The sequence below is a fragment of the Knoellia pratensis genome (assembly GCF_042666395.1).
In the GTDB taxonomy this organism is placed as follows: Bacteria; Actinomycetota; Actinomycetes; order Actinomycetales; family Dermatophilaceae; genus Knoellia; species Knoellia pratensis.
In genome coordinates, this window is record NZ_JBHTDJ010000003.1 from 1,228,341 (window position 1) to 1,243,929 (window position 15,589).

A 15,589-nucleotide genomic window follows, 5' to 3' on the forward strand; every position below is an offset into this window, starting at 1 on the left:
CAGACTGCCTGCATGACCCAGATCGGTATGCCGGGTGGCTCGGCCGAGCGTCCAGCGCTCTTCTTCCGCGATGCTGCCGAGTTCAGGGCCTGGCTCGAGGCCAACCACGAGAGCGCGACCGAGCTGTGGATGGGGCTGCACAAGAGGCACGTGGCCGACCGCGGCCTCACCTGGGAGGACGCCGTCCCCGAGGCGCTCTGCTTCGGGTGGATCGACAGCGTCTCGCAGGGCATCGACGAGGACTCGCGGCGCCAGCGCTGGACGCCACGCAAGTCCTCGAGCATGTGGAGCACCATCAACATCGCCCACGTCGAGCGGCTCACCGCTGAGGGCAAGATGCTCCCGGCCGGGATCGCCGCCTACGAGAAGCGCAAGCCGGAGCGCAGCGGCATCTACTCCTACGAAGCAGGGCAGGAGCTCACCGAGGTCCAACGGGCGCAACTGCTCGCTGACCCGGCCGCGGCGGCCTTCTGGGAGGTCGCGACACCGTCCTATCGCAAGGTCGCCGAGAACTGGGTGGCGACGGCCAAACGTGAGGAGACCCGCGAGAAGCGCCTTCTCCAGCTCATCGACGACTGCGCCCACGGTCGCCTCATCCCGAGCCAGCGCTACGGCAACCAACCCAAGTGGGTCGAGCGCGCCGCGTCCGCAGCCAAAGAGGCGACACCGTGACGGGTTCCACCGTTTAGGGTCAGTCGCGTGACCTACACCGCCGGCGACCGCGAACGTTGGGTTGCCGAGGACCCGGCACACAAGCGGGCTGACCGCGACGACTTCGCCCGTGACCGCGCCCGCCTCGTCCACTCGGCCTCGCTGCGGCGTCTCTCGGCAAAGACCCAGGTGCTCCAGCCGGGCAGCGACGACTTCATCCGCAACCGCCTCACACACAGCCTCGAGGTCGCCCAGATCGGTCGCGAGTTCGGTGCCGCCCTCGGTTGTGACGCCGATGTCGTCGACACCGCCTGCCTCGCTCACGACCTCGGTCACCCGCCTTTCGGCCACAACGGCGAGACAGCGCTCAACGCCATCGCCGCCGACATCGGCGGCTTCGAGGGCAACGCGCAGACCCTGCGCATCCTCACTCGACTCGAACCCAAGCGCTTCCACGCTGACGGGCGACCTGCCGGGCTCAACCTCACCCGCGCGTCGCTCGACGCGACCACGAAGTACCCCTGGCCTCGGGGCGAGTCACCTTCTCCCACAGCCAAATTCGGTGTGTATGCCGATGACCTGCCGGTCTTCGAGTGGTTCCGTTCCGGTGCCCCGACGGCCCAGCGGGCCTTTGAGGCGGAGGTCATGGACTGGTCCGACGACGTCGCCTACTCCGTGCACGACGTGGAGGACGCCATCGCCTCCGGTCGGCTCGACCCGCGTCGTCTTCGAGACGGTGTCGACATCGAGGCCGTCCTCGACGTCGCGACGGCGACCTACGCCGCGGACCTCTCGCGCGACTCCCTCGGTGCGGCGCTGGAACGGATCATTGCCACGGGCACCGTGCCCACGGCATACGCCAACACCCGAGCGGATCTCGCGCGACTCAAGGACATGACATCGCGCCTCATCGGGCGATTCGTCCAGGCCGTCGAGTCAGCGACCCGCGAGCGGCATGGCTGGGGCGACCTCGTCCGACATGAGGCCGATCTCGTCGTGCCGGACGACACGCGCGCCGAGTGCGCCGTGCTCAAGGCGACGGCCGCACACTTCGTCATGAACGTCGTCGAGCGGGTCGAGCTCATGGCGGGGGAGCGCGACATCATCGGAGACCTCGTCGCTGCCTATCGGCACGACCCGACCCGGCTCGATCCCGAACTGCGTGCAGATCATGACGACGCCCGCGACGACGGTGAGGCGCTGCGCGTCGTCATTGACCAGGTCGCCTCACTCACCGATGTCCGCGCGCTCCACCTGCACCGTCAGTGGGCCTGACGGGACAGGCGGATCGAGTCAGCGGACGACGTCGAAAACGTTCAGCTGCACGCCATTGCCGTATGCCGCGTGCTCAGTGAGCGTGAGGCGCGCCTTGTCGGCGTCCCCGGCGAAGAGCCGCTTGCCGCTGCCGAGCACGACGGGGAAGACGAGGAGGTGGTAGCGGTCGACGAGACCAGCTGCCGCCAGACCTTGGGCGAGTGTGGCGCTGGCCTGCACGAGGATCGTGCCGGGCTCGTCGCTCTGCTTGAGGGCGGCGACCTCGTCCAGGCTCCTCAGGACGCTCGTGTTGTTCCACTCGGGGTCGGTCAAGGTGCTGGACACGACGTACTTCGGCATGGCGTTGTATTCGGCGAACTCGTCCATCGTCGGCCAGACCGGCGCGAACTCGTCGTAGGTCTGCCGACCGATGAGGAGGCAGCCGGCCTCCGCCTGCTCGCGTGCCTTGATCTCGTAGGCGGCCGCGTCGAACTCGGCGTCCTTGAAGGTCCAGCCGCCGTGGGCGTGCTCGCCACCTCCGGGAGAGTCGATGACGCCGTCGAGAGTGATGAACTCGGAGACGATGAGGGTGCGCATGATGGTGATCCTGTCAGTTGTCGAGGCGTGGTCGTGGGCTGTCACCCCTTCAACGAACGCCGGGCTGGGGATACGACACGTCCTCCACGATGAGAAGTCGCGGCCTCAGAGACTTTTCAGCGCGGAGCGTGCGGCGAGGTAGCCGCACATGCCGTGCGCTCCCGCTCCTGGTGGCGTCGCGGCCGAGCAGAGATAGACGCCGGGCACTCCGGTGGCATAGGGGTTGAGCGCCGCCCGCGGACGGAACACCAGCTGTCGTGGCGTGTTCGCGCCGGTGCAGATGTCGCCGCCCACGTAGTTGGCGTTCTGTTGCGAGATCTGCGTTGACGAGCGCACCGCCGTCCCGACGACCCGGTCCCTGAATCCGGGTGCATATCGCTCGATCTGGTCGATGATCGCCTGCGTGGCGTCGCCCTCGAACCCGGCTGGGACGTGGGCGTAGGCATCGATCGGGTGGACATCGCCGCGGGCTCGGCCAGGATCGGCCAACGACTGCTGGCCCATGAGCACGAAGGGTCGCTCGGGCATGCGCCCGCGCCAGGTGTCCCGCTCCGCAGACGCAATCTCGGCAAGGGTCCCGCCGAGGTGCACGGTGCCGGCCCGGCGCGCGGGCTCGTAGGTCCAGGGGATGGCCCCCTGCACCGCGAAGGCGACCTGGAACGCACCGGTGCCGTAGGTGTAGCGCTCGTAGGCCCGACGGACCCGGGCCGGAAGCCGGTGGCCGATGATGCCGACGGCAGCACGAGGTGAGGTGTCGAGGAGGGCGAGCTGGGCGTCGTGCTCCTGCTTGGCGGCCTCGAGCGAGGTGACCTTCTCGCCGGTGATGACCTGGCCGCCGTGTTGGGTGAGCAAGGTGATCATGGCGTCGGTGATCGCTCGGGAACCACCCACGGCCACCGGCCAGCCGTACCGGTGTGCGGCCGTCCCCAGAGCCACCCCGATGGCCGAGCTGAAGGGTGACCCCAGGGGGCGGAAGGCGTGTGCGGCCACGCCCGCCCAGAGCGCTTGTGCCTCCTCGGTGCGGAAGCTTCGGGCGAGCACGGTCGCGGGCAGGGCCGCCAAGGACCCGAAGCCCGCCAGGGCGAGCGGGTGCCGAGGCACGTGGAGCATCGGCTGGAGGAACTCGGTCGCGATCTTGTCGAAGCGTCCATCCAGCGGCCCGAACACGCGCCGGTACCGACCGGCGTCCTGTCCGAGCCCACCCGCGGTCTCGTCGACGGAGCGCAGCACGCTGCTGCCGCGGCCGCCCTCGAGCGGGTGGGCGTACTGGACGTCGGACCACGCCCAGCGCAGACCGGCCGACTCGAGGTCCACGCTTCGTGAGAAGGCGGTGTCGACGGCCAAGGGGTGGAAGCCCGAACACTCGTCATGGAGCACCCCGGGAAGGGTCGCCTCGATGGACCGAGTTCCCCCGCCCGGGGTGGCAGCAGCTTCCAGGACGGTGACCTCGACACCGGCCACCGCAAGCGTGAGCGCAGCGGCGAGACCGTTCGGTCCGCTGCCGACCACGATGGCGCGTGTCATGGGCGCAACCTACGCCGATGGCCACTCGCTTTCGCCCAGGCCAACCCTGTGACGTGTATGCCGCGTGGTCGGCTTCCGCACTCGCGGCACCTGACGGCCGGGGCTGGGGACAGACGGCTCGCGCCCAAGTGGCGCGCGGCATACTGAACGTCCACACAGGAGCACACGACATCGGGAGGAGCGCGCGTGGCGGGTCGGATCAACGCTGACGACATCCAGTCCGTCAAGGAGCGCTCCTCGATCGAGGACGTCGTGCGTGACCACGTGACGCTGCGACCCGGCGGTGTCGGCTCGCTCAAGGGACTCTGCCCGTTCCACGACGAGAAGACCCCGTCATTCACCGTGCGCCCAGCGGTGGGGGCCTATCACTGCTTCGGTTGTGGGGAGGGCGGCGACGTCATCTCGTTCGTCCAGAAGGTCGAGCACCTCACCTTCTCCGAGACGATCGAGCGGCTTGCGGCCAAGATCGGCATGGAGCTGCGCTACGAGGAGGGCGGCGGTCCGCGCGAGGGTGGCATCGGCAAGCGCTCGCGACTCATCGAGGCCCACCGCGTGGCGGAGGAGTTCTATGCCGCGTCGCTCGTCGACCGGCCCGACGCCCGGCCTGCACGTGACTTCATCCGCGACCGTGGTTTCAACCGCGCGATCGCCGAGCAGTTCGGCATGGGCTTCGCCCCCCGTGGTGGCGAGAACCTGACTCGTCACCTGCGGGAGAAGGGGTTCAGCGAGGACGAGATGGTCACCGCCGGTCTGTCCGGTCGGGGGAGCCGCGGACTCTACGACCGCTTCCGCGGACGGCTCATGTGGCCCATTCGCGACGTCACCGGCGACACGGTCGGGTTCGGTGCGCGACGACTGCTCGACGACGACCGCATCGCCGCGAAGTACCTCAACACCTCGGAGACGCCGATCTACAAGAAGTCGATGGTGCTCTACGGCCTCGACGCCGCGAAGAAGGCCATCGCCGGCGACCGGCAGGCCGTCATCGTCGAGGGCTACACCGACGTCATGGCCGCGCAGCTCTCCGGCGTCGAGGGTGCGGTGGCGACCTGTGGCACGGCCTTCGGCATCGACCACATCAAGATCCTGCGCCGCATCATGCGCGACGAGGCCGACGGTGTGCCCGCCAAGGTGATCTTCACATTCGACGGTGATGCGGCCGGGCAGAAGGCCGCGATGAAGGCTTTCGGCGAGGACCAGCGGTGGGCGTCGCAGTCGTTCGTCGCGGTGGCTCCCGACGGCATGGACCCGTGCGACCTTCGCCTCGCCAAGGGTGGTGAGGCGGTCAAGGCGCTCGTCGACGACGCCGTGCCGATGTTCGAGTTCGCCGTGCGCACGACGATGAAGCGCTTCGACCTCGAGACCCCTGAGGGGCGGGTCCAGGCGATGCAGGCCGTGGCCCCGATCATCAACTCGATCCGTGACTCATCCCTGCGTCCCGAATACATGCGCAGTGTCGCCGGCATGCTCGGTGTCGAGGTCGAGCAGGTCCGCAACGAGGTGCAGCGTGCCGGACGCATCAAGGCGCGTGAGGGCGCGGACGCGACGTCGGGGCCGATGGGATCGTCAGGTCGACCGGCAGATCGCACTCCCGCCTCGACCGACGACGTCCCCGAACCCAATGCCCAGGAGGGCGCGTCGGCGCTGCCCCCGCCGAACCTGCGCGACCCCGTGGTCAACAACGAACGCCAGCTGCTCCAGGCTCTCCTGCAGTATCCGACGCGCTTCACGACGGAGACGATCGACGCGATCCCGCCGGTGGCCTTCACCGCGCCGGCGCACTCGGCGATCTTCGACGGCGTGCGCACGGTCGCGGGTCGCGCGGCCGACCTGTCGACGGCGGGATGGGTCGCTGCGGTGAGCGAAGCCGCATCCCTCGCAGTGCGCGGCTTGTTGGCGGAGCTGTCGGTGGCGCCGTTGCCGACGAAGGTCGACCCGACGAGCGGCCTGCCGCCCCAGCGCTACCTCGAGTCGCTCGTCATCGGTGTCCACGATTCCGGGCTCAGCCGTCAGATCGCCGACGAGACCGCTGCGATCCGCCGCCTTCAGAACACTCCCGAACCCGACCAGGAGGCCCTGCGTGCCCGCTCCCGTCGACTCATCGAGCTTGAGATGAACCGCGCCCGCCTTCGCGATCGGCTCACCTCATGAAACTCGGACGCCTCGGCCGACGTGGACCCGAGGTTCCCGAAGAGGTCACCTCGACACTGGGGGAGCGAGCAACCGACGTCCTCTCGGTCGTGCGCGATGCGCGCTCCACGGCATACGTCGTTGCGACAAAGACTCATGTGTATGCCGTCCGCGACCGTTCCGTGGTCCTCGACCGTCAGTGGCACATGGTCGACACGGGCACGTGGGACGACGAGACGGCTCGAATCACCGTCAACTGGGTCGACAAGGCGCCGGCCTCGGTATGGGAGCTGGGCCCAGATCCCGGGACCTTCCCGCAGGTGCTGCGCGAGCGAGTCCAGGCCACCGTCGTGCTCTCCGACGAGGTTGACCTCGGGGAGAAGCGACGTGCTCGGGTGGTCGTCCGCAAGGACCTCGCCAACGGTGCGCTGATGGGTCAGACCATCCTCGGGCGCGGGGTGCGTTCCACGGATCCCGGTGTTCGTGAAGAGACTCGAGCAGCCCTCGACCGGCTGCGCGAGCAGGTCGGGCTCGACTGAACGGCGTCACACGAGCGGGGTGACCCGGGGCGTTTTCGTGACTGGCCCCACCCTTTGCTATCGTTGCGCAGCGCGCTGGCGTAAGCACCATGCCGGCGCTGATTTTGCGCAGTCCCCTGTAGCTCAATTGGCAGAGCAGCCGACTGTTAATCGGCAGGTTGTTGGTTCGAGTCCAACCGGGGGAGCAGTACGACGAAGGGCCCGGATCATCGCGATCCGGGCCCTTCGTGGTTGGCGGTCAGTGACGAGTCACTGACCGCCCCCGGTGTTCGCAGGGTCGATGTTCTGCACGTTGCCACCGGCGAGGCCTGTGCTCGGCATGACGCCGGTGCCCATGGGTGCCCCCGGCATGACATTGGTGATCGTGCCGCCAGCCGTCTTGCCGCGCTTGTTGATCCGACGCTCGACGCGACCGGCGATGACGGTCAGGCCGTAGTTCAGCGCGATGAAGATCACCGCGCACAGGATGTATGCCGGGATGACGTTGCCGTAGGCCGTCCCGACGTTCTTGGCCTGTTCGAGCAGCTCGGGATAGGTGATGGCCGTGCCCAGGGCGCTGTCCTTGAGGATGACAACGAGCTGACTCACCAGAGCCGGCAGCATCGCGGTGAGCGCTTGGGGGAGCTCGATCGAGCGCAGGGACTGCGACCGCGTGAGGCCCACAGCGAGCCCGGCCTCACGCTGGCCCGTGGGGAGACCGAAGACGCCGGATCGGACGAGTTCGGCAATGACCGCACCGTTGTACAGCGTCAACCCGGTGACGACCGCGGCAAAACTGTTGTTCTCGGTGCCGAAGAGATCCTTGCTGGCGTAGTAGTAGAAGGTGAAGTACATCATCAGCAGCACTGGCACGGCCCTGAAGAACTCGACTACCACTCCGCAGGACCACCGGATGGCGCGGTTCTGGGAGAGCCTGCCCATGCCGAAGACGATGCCGAAGGTCATGGCGAGCACGATCGAGACGACCGCGGCCTTCAGAGTGGAGATCACTCCAGGGATGACGTACTCGGTCCAGATATCGGCGGTGGCCAAGGGCCTCCACAGGGCCCCCTCCAATTGCCCGGCCTGATCGAACTTCCAGACGACAGCGCCGAAGATGACAGCAATGAACAAGCCGCCGACGACAGTGAGGATGAGGTGGCGCAGGCGGGCCTTGGGGCCGGGGGCGTCGAAGAGGACGTTCTGGGCGCTCATCGCTTGACCGCCAGGCGCTGCGACATCCACGTGAAGAGCATGCCGGTCGGGAGGGTGAGAATGACGAAGCCAGCTGCGAAGAACAGGAAGACGCCGATGGAGGCTGTCTCGTTCTCCATGACTTCCTTCATCAGACCTGAGGCTTCGGACACGGAGATGACCGAGGCGACCGTGGTGTTCTTCGTCAGCGCGATGAGAACCGAGCCGAGCGGGGCAATCGCACCGCGGAAGGCCTGCGGCATGATCACCTGCGTCAGCGACTGGATGAAGGTCAGGCCGATGGCGCGCGCGGCCTCTGCCTGACCCAGTGGGACGGTGTTGACACCCGAGCGCAGCGCTTCGCAGACGAAGGCCGCGTGGTAGACCGCGAGGCCAATGATCGCGTAGCGGATCGCGGTGTCCGTGATGTAGGTCTGCGACTCGGCTGATGTGACGTCGATGGCCAGGATGGTCCAGACCCCGAGTGAGAGGAAGACGAGGATGAGCGTCAACGGGGTGTTGCGCACAGTGTTGACGTAGAACGCGCCCACGTTGCGCAGTACCGCGACGGGCGACACGCGCATGATCGCAAGAATCGTGCCGATGACGAGTGCACCGAAGCTCGAGAAGAACGCCAGCTTGATCGTCATCCAAAAGGCGCCGAGGACGTCGTAGTCCCTCAGGATGTCACCCATGCATCACCCTCCAGGTGGGTTGGGAGTGGGCACGCATGCCGTCCGCACACTATGAGGTGAGCGGACGGCATACGCCGTGGTTCGGTCTGCGCGGGGTCAGGCGCAGGCGGCCGGGGTGGGCGGGTTGCCGGGGCCGGGCTTGTAGCCAGCCGGACCAAGGTTGGCGTCGATGGCCTTCTGCCAGGTGCCATCGGTGAACGCCTTCTTGAGGGCGTCGGTGACCTTGTTGCAGAGCGCGACGTCGCCCTTCTTGAGGCCGACGCCGTAGTTCTCCTCGGAGAAAGGCTTGCCGACGAGCTTGAACTTGCCCTTGAACTCGGCCTGCGCGGCGTAGCCCGCGAGGATCGTGTCGTCGGTGGTGAGCGCATCGACCTTCTTGCTCGTGAGCGCCGGGAGGCACTCGGAGTAGGTCGAGTACTCAAGGAGCTGAACGCCGGGGTACTTGTCCTTGACCTTCTGCGCAGGAGTTGAACCCTTGACCGAGCAGAGCTTCTTGCCGGTGAGGGAGTCGGCTCCAGTGATGCTCGTGTCGTCGGAGCGGACGAGGAGGTCCTGACCGGCGATGAAGTAGGGGCCAGCGAACGTGACGTCAGCCTTGCGCTTGTCGGTGATCGAGTAGGTCGCGAAGATCAGGTCGACCTGACCGGTCTTGATGAGCGTCTCGCGCTGCGGCGAGGGCGCCTGCACCCAGGTGATGTCCTTCTCGGCGGTGCCGAGCTCCTTGGCGACGTACTTGGCCATGTCGATGTCGAAGCCGGTGACCTCGGTGCCCTTCTTGAGGCCGAGACCGGGCTGGTCGAACTTGATGCCGATCTTGAGCTTCTTGCCGGCGTCCCCGCCGCCGCCGGCGTTGTCCCCGCCGTCGTCACTCCCGCAGGCCGCGAGGCCGAAGGCCAGGGCGGCCGCTGCGCCGATGGCGCCGATCCGTCGTGCGTTCATCTGGTGTTCCTCCTGTGGTGGCGGCACCATGCGTGCCTGTGTTGTGGAGTCGTGAAGTGCTGAGCCTGACGTCCTCAGGGCTCTCAGTGGGTGAGGATCTTGGCCAGGAAGTCCTTGGCCCGGTCGCTCTTGGGGTTGGTGAAGAAGTCCTCCGGCGTGCTCTCCTCGACGATCTGCCCGCCGTCCATGAAGACGACACGGTTGGCCGCCTTGCGGGCGAAGCCCATCTCGTGGGTGACGACGATCATCGTCATGCCGTCCTTGGCGAGTCCGACCATGACGTCGAGGACCTCGTTGATCATTTCGGGGTCGAGGGCTGAGGTCGGCTCGTCGAACAGCATGACCTTGGGGTCCATGGCGAGCGAGCGGGCTATGGCGACGCGCTGTTGTTGCCCGCCGGAGAGCTGCGCAGGGAACTTCTGGGCCTGCTGGGCCACGCCGACGCGCTCGAGCAGCTCCATGCCGCGCTTCTCGGCGGCGTCCTTCTTCTGCTTGCGGACCTTGATCGGGCCCAGCGTGACGTTGTCGAGGATCGACTTGTGGGCGAAGAGGTTGAACGACTGGAAGACCATGCCGACGTCCGCGCGCAGCTGGGCGAGCGCCTTGCCCTCCTCGGGGAGCTTGTTGCCGTCGATGCTGATCGTCCCGGACTCGATGGTCTCGAGGCGGTTGATCGCGCGGCAGAGGGTCGACTTCCCGGAGCCGGATGGGCCGATGACGACGACCACCTCTCCCTTGCCGATCTCCATGTTGATCTCCTTGAGGACATGGAGGTCGCCGAAGTGCTTGTTGACGTCCTTGAGGACGACCAGGGGCTCAGTCATGAGCGGAAACCTACCGGTACGTGGTGCCCGTCACGTGTCTCCGTGCCGATGCGACACCGATTCGCAACGTCGCGTCTCGTTTCTCGAGGAGTGGGTATGCCGTCCGCTCGCCTCCCGCAGGTAGGCTCGGCTCCGCTTCAGGGGCGGTAGCTCAGTTGGTCAGAGCAGCGGACTCATAATCCGTCGGTCCTGGGTTCAAGCCCCAGCCGCCCCACTTGGGACGACAGAAGGCGGGCCGACCCGATGGGGTCGACCCGCCTTCGTCGTGAGCGTGGGTCAGCAGCTCTTGCTGGACTTCCTGTTGCACGTCGTCGTGCCGGTGGTCGTTGCCGTCTTGGTCGTGAGGGCATTGGTGTTGAGGCCGTCGACCTTGCGGATCGTGCCGTTGAGGCGCTCGCCGAGATAGATCGTGCCGTTGTGGACACCGATCGCCCAGGCGTACTCGGGCACGGTGGTCAGGCCCTTCCAGCTGAGTCCGTCTGCGCTGCGGTAGACGCCCCCACGCGAGAGCGCGTAGATGTAGCCGTCACCGGGGACGTCGAAGTCGAGCACGTTCCAGTTGGTCTGCGGCATCACCTGCGTGGCTCGGGTGCCGTCGAACGCGACGACTCCGCTGCCGTACTTCGTGCAGATGATCTTGCCCTTGAAGACCTCGACCGCGCGCGCCTCGACCGTGGAGCACGGAGTCACGCCGGGCATCGTCGACCACGTGGTGCCATTGAAGACGCGCAGGGGAGCGCCCTCCAGCACGTCCTGGGCCTGCATGTACATCTTTCCGCCCAGCGCCGCGGCCCAGTAGTAGCGCTCGCGACCCATCTCGGTGCTCGAGGTGTCCTTGGCCACGAGCGACCAGGAGGTCCCGCCGTCCGTGGACCGGTAGGCGGCGGCGCCGCCCTTGCCGTCCACGACGCCCTTGGCCGATCCGACCATCCACAGGTCCGAGCCGGTGAGGGTTGCGACGTCGAAGACGTGCTCCGCCGGAGCCTTGAACTCGTTGGTCCAGGTGCCAGTGGCGTTGGTCGAATATCCCTGGTTGGCGGTGGCCGAGCCGGTCGGGTCGCTCCAGGGGGCGTAGAGCTTGCCGTTGATCTTGCGGAAGGTCGTGATCTCCTCGGTCGGGGCAGTCAGACCCGACTCGGCGAACACGTTCGTCGCCGGGTCAAACGTGGTGACCTTCGTCGGGCCGCCATTGATGATGTAGTCGCCATAGCCGACATAGAACTTGCCGTTGTCCATCGTCAGGCTGCGAATTGTCCGGCCGGATGCGTTCGGCTTCTCCATTGCCTGCGGGCTCACACCGACCACGGAGGTCGGATACGTCGGGAGGCTGGTCGTGGGCGGCGTGGGCGGTGACGGCCTCTTGGCCTGTGCCGGGGCGACCGACAGGCACGTGACGCCGGCGGCGGCAGCAACGACCGCTGCCAGCAGGGGACGGGCGAAGGCGGTGTGGGTTCCCATTCGTGGGTACTCCTCAGGGTCTTGGCAGGGATGCCCCAAAGTCCGGGTGCGCTCATATCGTGGGGCTCCGAGGCACGCTGCGCAACCCGTAATGACCATTCCTAATAGTCAATCCGAGTATTAGTGCTCAGGACTATGTAGGAAATGATCACTAGAGAACGTCGTTCCTTATAACTAGTTAGGCGCGGTAGCGAGAGTGAGGTGCTGGCGTGACCCGAGTCAACGTGTGTCGCGCATGGTGTTCCTGGTGCCCATGCGGCATGATGAGGCTCACGGTTCGCGAGTTCGCTCGTGGGGCGATTGACAACGGTGCGTGAGGCACCCCCACAGCGAGCTGAACGGCATACAGAATCTGTTGCCTCCAAGAGACACGTGCGACGGCGTTGGGGAAGACGTCCCTTGCACGTGAAGGAGGCCAGGATGTCTGTCGCGACGCGACGTGTGTCGACCCGGGGAGTGGTGTTCATCCACTCGGCCCCGGCAGCGCTGTGCCCTCACATCAACTGGGCGCTCGAGTCCGCTACGGGCTCGCGCGTCTCCATCGACTGGACCCCGCAGCCTGCTGCGCCCGGGTTCAACCGCGGTGAGTGGTCCTGGATCGGCGAGCAGGGTACTGGTGCGCGCCTCGCCTCCACGCTGCGCGGATGGCAGGGCCTGCGCTACGAGGTGACCGAGGACCCGAGCGCTGGTTGTGACGGCTCTCGCTGGTCGCACACCCCGAGCCTGGGCATCCACCACTCCACGACGTCCGCCAGCGGCGACGCGGTGGTCAACGAGGAACGCCTCAAGGAGATCCTCATGCTGGCGCAGGGATCACCCGAGGCCATCACGGAGATGGTCGAAGAGGTCCTCGGCACCGACTGGGACAACGAGCTCGAGCCGTTCCGCTACGCCGGTGACGGCGCACCCGTCCGCTGGCTGCACAAGGTCGGCTGAGTCCGAACGAACCACGGCACCCTTCACGCACGTCGCGAGGCCCGCTCCCGTACAGGGGGAGCGGGCCTCGCGCTTGCGTGAACAAGCACAGGGGTACGCCGGCTACAACGGGATGTTGCCGTGGTTCCCTCGGCGTTGGGGCGCCTCGGAGATCGCCCGCGCCAAGGCGGAACGGGTCACGTTGGGCTCGACGATCTCGTCGACGACCCCGATCTCGACCGCGCGCGCCAGACCGCCGGACAGGGCGTCGTGCTCCTCGGCGAGCTGCTGCTCGACCGCCGCGCGATCGGCGTCATCGACCTCGGCGAGGCGGCGACGGTGCAGGATCCGGATGGCAGCAACCGAACCCATGACCGCGACGTGCGCGGTGGGCCAGGCAAACACCTTGGTGGCTCCGAGTGAGCGGGCGTTCATCGCGATGTAGGCGCCGCCGTAGGTCTTGCGCGTCACGAGTGTCACGCGGGGCACGACGGCCTCGGCGAACGCGTGGAGCAACTTGGCGCCACGCCGTACGACGCCGTCCCACTCCTGGCCGACACCGGGCAGGTAGCCGGGGACGTCGACGAGGACGATGAGCGGCACCCCGAACGCGTCGCACATGCGCACGAAGCGAGCGGCCTTCTCGGCCGAGGGGGAGTCGAGGCAGCCACCGAGGCGCATCGGGTTGTTGGCGATGACGCCGACGGTGCGACCACCGAAGCGGCCGAGCTGCGTGACGATGTTGGGAGCCCAACGCGGGTGCAGCTCAATGGAGTCGGCGCCCTTGTCGAGGACGTTGTCGACGACCGGGTGCACGTCGTAGGCACGCTTGGCCGATTCGGGGAACGTCGCCTCGAGGTCGAAGTCGTCGACCTTGGCGACGTCGAGCGTGCCTTGGTCGGCGAGCAGGGAGCACAGCTGGCGGCCGCGCTCGTAGGCCTGCTCGGTCGAGTCGGTGACGATGTGGACGACACCGCTGCGACGACCGTGCGGCTCTGGTCCACCGAGGCGCAGGGCGTCGACGTTCTCACCGGTGACTGAGCGCACGACGTCGGGTCCTGTGACGAAGATGCGGCCGTCCGGAGCCAGGATGACGATGTCGGTGAGGGCGGGACCATAGGCGGCCCCACCGGCGGCAGCACCGATGACGACCGAGATCTGCGGGATCTTGCCCGACGCGCGGGTCATGATCGCGAAGACCAGACCGACGGCGTGCAGGCTCACGACACCTTCGGGCAGGCGTGCGCCTCCGGAGTGCCAGATGCCGACGACGGGTATGCCGTCCGCCAACGCTCGTTCGTACGCCGCGACGACAACCTTGCAGCCGGCGACGCCCATGGCGCCGCCCATGATCGTGGCGTCGGAGCAGAAGGCCACTGCGCGAACGCCCTGGCAGGTGCCGACGGCGGCGAGCATGCCCGAGTCGTCCTCGGGCGTGATCAGCTCGACCGAGCCGCCGTCGAAGAAGGCCTCGAGCCGAAGCCGCGGGTTGCGCGGATCGGTGGCGCGGTCGGGCTTGGTCTTCGTCGCGGCGGAGGCGCTTGCGGAGGACTCGTTGGGCTGGCGAGCCATCAGGCGCTCTTCACCGTGAGGGCCACGTTGTGTCCGCCGAAGCCGAACGAGTTGTTGAGCGCGGCGATGTCGCCGTCGGGGAGCTTGCGGTGCTCGCCCCTGACGACGTCGAGCGGGATCGCCGGATCGAGGTTCTCGATGTTGATCGTCGCGGGGGCGATGCGGTGGTGCACCGAGAGGATGGTGAACAGGGCCTCAAGGGCGCCAGCGGCGCCGAGGAGGTGGCCGGTCATCGACTTCGTCCCGCTGACACACATGCCATCCGTTGCGTCACCGAAGGCGCGGCGGATGGCGTTGGCCTCGGCGACGTCACCGACCGGGGTCGAGGTGGCGTGGGCGTTGATGTGGACGATGTCCGCGGGCGTGAGTCCGGCGCGCTGGACCGCCTCGACCATGGCGCGGCTCGCACCGGCACCCTCTGGTTCCGGAGCGGTGATGTGGTGGGCGTCGGCGGACATCCCTGCAGCGCTGAGCTCGGCGTAGATCCGGGCGCCACGGGCCTTGGCGTGCTCCTCGGACTCGAGGACGATGACGCCGGCACCCTCACCCATGACGAAGCCGTCGCGGCCCGTGTCATAGGGGCGTGACGCGCCCGCCGGGTCGTCGTTGCGCTTGGACAGGGCCTGCATCTGCGCGAAGCCGGCGAAGGGCAGCGGGTGGATGGCGGCCTCGGTGCCGCCAGCGATGACGATGTCGGCGCGGCCCAAACGGATCTGGTCCATGGCCAGGGCCATCGACTCGGCGCCGGACGCGCAGGCCGACACGGCCGTGTGAGCGCCGGCTCTGGCTCCGAGCGCCAGGGAGACGTTTCCGCTGGGGCTGTTGGGCATGATCATCGGGACCGTCAGGGGAAAGACGCGGCGAACGCCCTTCTCGCGCAAGTTGTCCCACTGGTCGAGGAGAGTGGTGACCCCGCCCATGCCGGTGCCGATCGCGACCATGAAGCGCTCAGGATCGACCTCGGGGGAACCCGCATCGGCCCACGCCTCACGGGAGGCGACCATGGCGTACTGCGCGCTGAGGTCCATGCGACGGCACTCGACCTTGCTGAGCACCTCCTCGGGGGAGGTGTGGATCGAGGCGGCGAACGTGACGGGCAGCTCGAACTGCTGCACCCACTCCTGGGTCAGGGCGCGGGCACCCGATCTGCCGGCGAGGATCGCTTCCCACGTCTGGGTGATCGTTCCGCCGAGCGGGGTGGTGGCTCCGAGACCCGTGACGACGACGCGACGTTCGGTGCTCATGTCGATGACTCCTTGGCGTGGGGGTGGTGTCCCGGTGCCGCCCTCATCAGGTGAGGGCGGCACCGACGGATCAG

14 protein-coding genes and 2 tRNA genes are annotated in these 15,589 nt (G+C 67.5%); 7 read left to right on the forward strand and 9 right to left on the reverse strand.

Annotation, left to right across the window (positions count from 1 at the left end; all coding sequences use genetic code 11):
- The first annotated feature begins 12 nt into the window (after nt 1-12).
- Nucleotides 13-672: a YdeI/OmpD-associated family protein gene (locus tag ACFQRE_RS15735; protein WP_380124064.1), complete on the forward strand. Its 660-nt coding sequence runs from the start codon at nt 13-15 to the stop codon at nt 670-672.
- 27 nt (nt 673-699) lie between these two features.
- Complete coding sequence (locus ACFQRE_RS15740) at nt 700-1,926, forward strand: deoxyguanosinetriphosphate triphosphohydrolase (RefSeq protein ID WP_380124066.1); 1,227 nt, start codon at nt 700-702, stop codon at nt 1,924-1,926.
- Between the two features lie 18 nt (nt 1,927-1,944).
- On the opposite strand, the gene ACFQRE_RS15745 is transcribed toward ACFQRE_RS15740, so the two are convergent.
- Both ACFQRE_RS15745 and ACFQRE_RS15750 read right to left on the reverse strand, forming a co-directional pair.
- Entirely contained in the window at nt 1,945-2,502 is a 558-nt protein-coding gene (locus tag ACFQRE_RS15745) for a dihydrofolate reductase family protein (protein WP_380124068.1), read from the reverse strand.
- A 105-nt stretch (nt 2,503-2,607) separates the two neighbouring features.
- A complete protein-coding gene (locus ACFQRE_RS15750) occupies nt 2,608-4,026 on the reverse strand; it encodes a phytoene desaturase family protein (RefSeq protein WP_380124070.1) in 1,419 nt (472 codons plus the stop codon).
- A 186-nt stretch (nt 4,027-4,212) separates the two neighbouring features.
- On the opposite strand from ACFQRE_RS15750, the gene dnaG reads away from it, so the two are divergent.
- The 3 genes from dnaG to ACFQRE_RS15765 all read left to right on the forward strand — a co-directional run bounded on the left by dnaG (nt 4,213) and on the right by ACFQRE_RS15765 (nt 6,880).
- Nucleotides 4,213-6,177 carry a DNA primase gene (dnaG, locus tag ACFQRE_RS15755; protein ID WP_380124072.1) on the forward strand — a complete coding sequence of 655 codons (1,965 nt, stop codon included), beginning with the start codon at nt 4,213-4,215 and terminating at the stop codon, nt 6,175-6,177.
- Nucleotides 6,174-6,695 carry a hypothetical protein gene (locus tag ACFQRE_RS15760; RefSeq protein WP_380124074.1) on the forward strand — a complete coding sequence of 174 codons (522 nt, stop codon included), beginning with the start codon at nt 6,174-6,176 and terminating at the stop codon, nt 6,693-6,695. The genes dnaG and ACFQRE_RS15760 overlap by 4 nt, the downstream gene beginning before the upstream one ends.
- A gap of 112 nt (nt 6,696-6,807) precedes the next feature.
- Nucleotides 6,808-6,880, forward strand: a tRNA-Asn gene (locus ACFQRE_RS15765).
- Nucleotides 6,881-6,944: 64 nt separating this feature from the next.
- Here ACFQRE_RS15765 and ACFQRE_RS15770 read toward each other — a convergent pair.
- From ACFQRE_RS15770 to ACFQRE_RS15785, 4 genes are all read right to left on the reverse strand, one after another.
- A complete protein-coding gene (locus ACFQRE_RS15770) occupies nt 6,945-7,889 on the reverse strand; it encodes an amino acid ABC transporter permease (RefSeq protein ID WP_380124076.1) in 945 nt (314 codons plus the stop codon).
- A complete protein-coding gene (locus tag ACFQRE_RS15775) occupies nt 7,886-8,563 on the reverse strand; it encodes an amino acid ABC transporter permease (RefSeq protein WP_380124078.1) in 678 nt (225 codons plus the stop codon). Before ACFQRE_RS15775 ends, ACFQRE_RS15770 begins: the two co-directional genes overlap by 4 nt.
- A 96-nt stretch (nt 8,564-8,659) precedes the next feature.
- Nucleotides 8,660-9,502 (reverse strand): glutamate ABC transporter substrate-binding protein, encoded by an 843-nt coding sequence (locus ACFQRE_RS15780; RefSeq protein WP_380124080.1) that lies wholly within the window; start codon nt 9,500-9,502, stop codon nt 8,660-8,662.
- An 83-nt stretch (nt 9,503-9,585) separates the two neighbouring features.
- Nucleotides 9,586-10,326 (reverse strand): amino acid ABC transporter ATP-binding protein, encoded by a 741-nt coding sequence (locus ACFQRE_RS15785; RefSeq protein WP_380124082.1) that lies wholly within the window; start codon nt 10,324-10,326, stop codon nt 9,586-9,588.
- A gap of 140 nt (nt 10,327-10,466) precedes the next feature.
- Between ACFQRE_RS15785 and ACFQRE_RS15790 the strand changes: the two genes are divergently transcribed.
- A tRNA-Ile gene (locus tag ACFQRE_RS15790) sits at nt 10,467-10,540 on the forward strand.
- Between the two features lie 62 nt (nt 10,541-10,602).
- Here ACFQRE_RS15790 and ACFQRE_RS15795 read toward each other — a convergent pair.
- Nucleotides 10,603-11,784: a hypothetical protein gene (locus tag ACFQRE_RS15795; RefSeq protein ID WP_380124084.1), complete on the reverse strand. Its 1,182-nt coding sequence runs from the start codon at nt 11,782-11,784 to the stop codon at nt 10,603-10,605.
- Between the two features lie 420 nt (nt 11,785-12,204).
- Between ACFQRE_RS15795 and ACFQRE_RS15800 the strand changes: the two genes are divergently transcribed.
- Nucleotides 12,205-12,720: a DUF3145 domain-containing protein gene (locus ACFQRE_RS15800; protein WP_380124086.1), complete on the forward strand. Its 516-nt coding sequence runs from the start codon at nt 12,205-12,207 to the stop codon at nt 12,718-12,720.
- 102 nt (nt 12,721-12,822) lie between these two features.
- On the opposite strand, the gene ACFQRE_RS15805 is transcribed toward ACFQRE_RS15800, so the two are convergent.
- Together ACFQRE_RS15805 and fabF are read right to left on the reverse strand one after the other, a co-directional pair.
- Nucleotides 12,823-14,271 (reverse strand): acyl-CoA carboxylase subunit beta, encoded by a 1,449-nt coding sequence (locus tag ACFQRE_RS15805; protein ID WP_380124088.1) that lies wholly within the window; start codon nt 14,269-14,271, stop codon nt 12,823-12,825.
- Nucleotides 14,271-15,515 (reverse strand): beta-ketoacyl-ACP synthase II, encoded by a 1,245-nt coding sequence (fabF, locus tag ACFQRE_RS15810; RefSeq protein WP_380124090.1) that lies wholly within the window; start codon nt 15,513-15,515, stop codon nt 14,271-14,273. The genes ACFQRE_RS15805 and fabF overlap by 1 nt, the downstream gene beginning before the upstream one ends.
- Between the last annotated feature and the right edge of the window lie 74 nt (nt 15,516-15,589).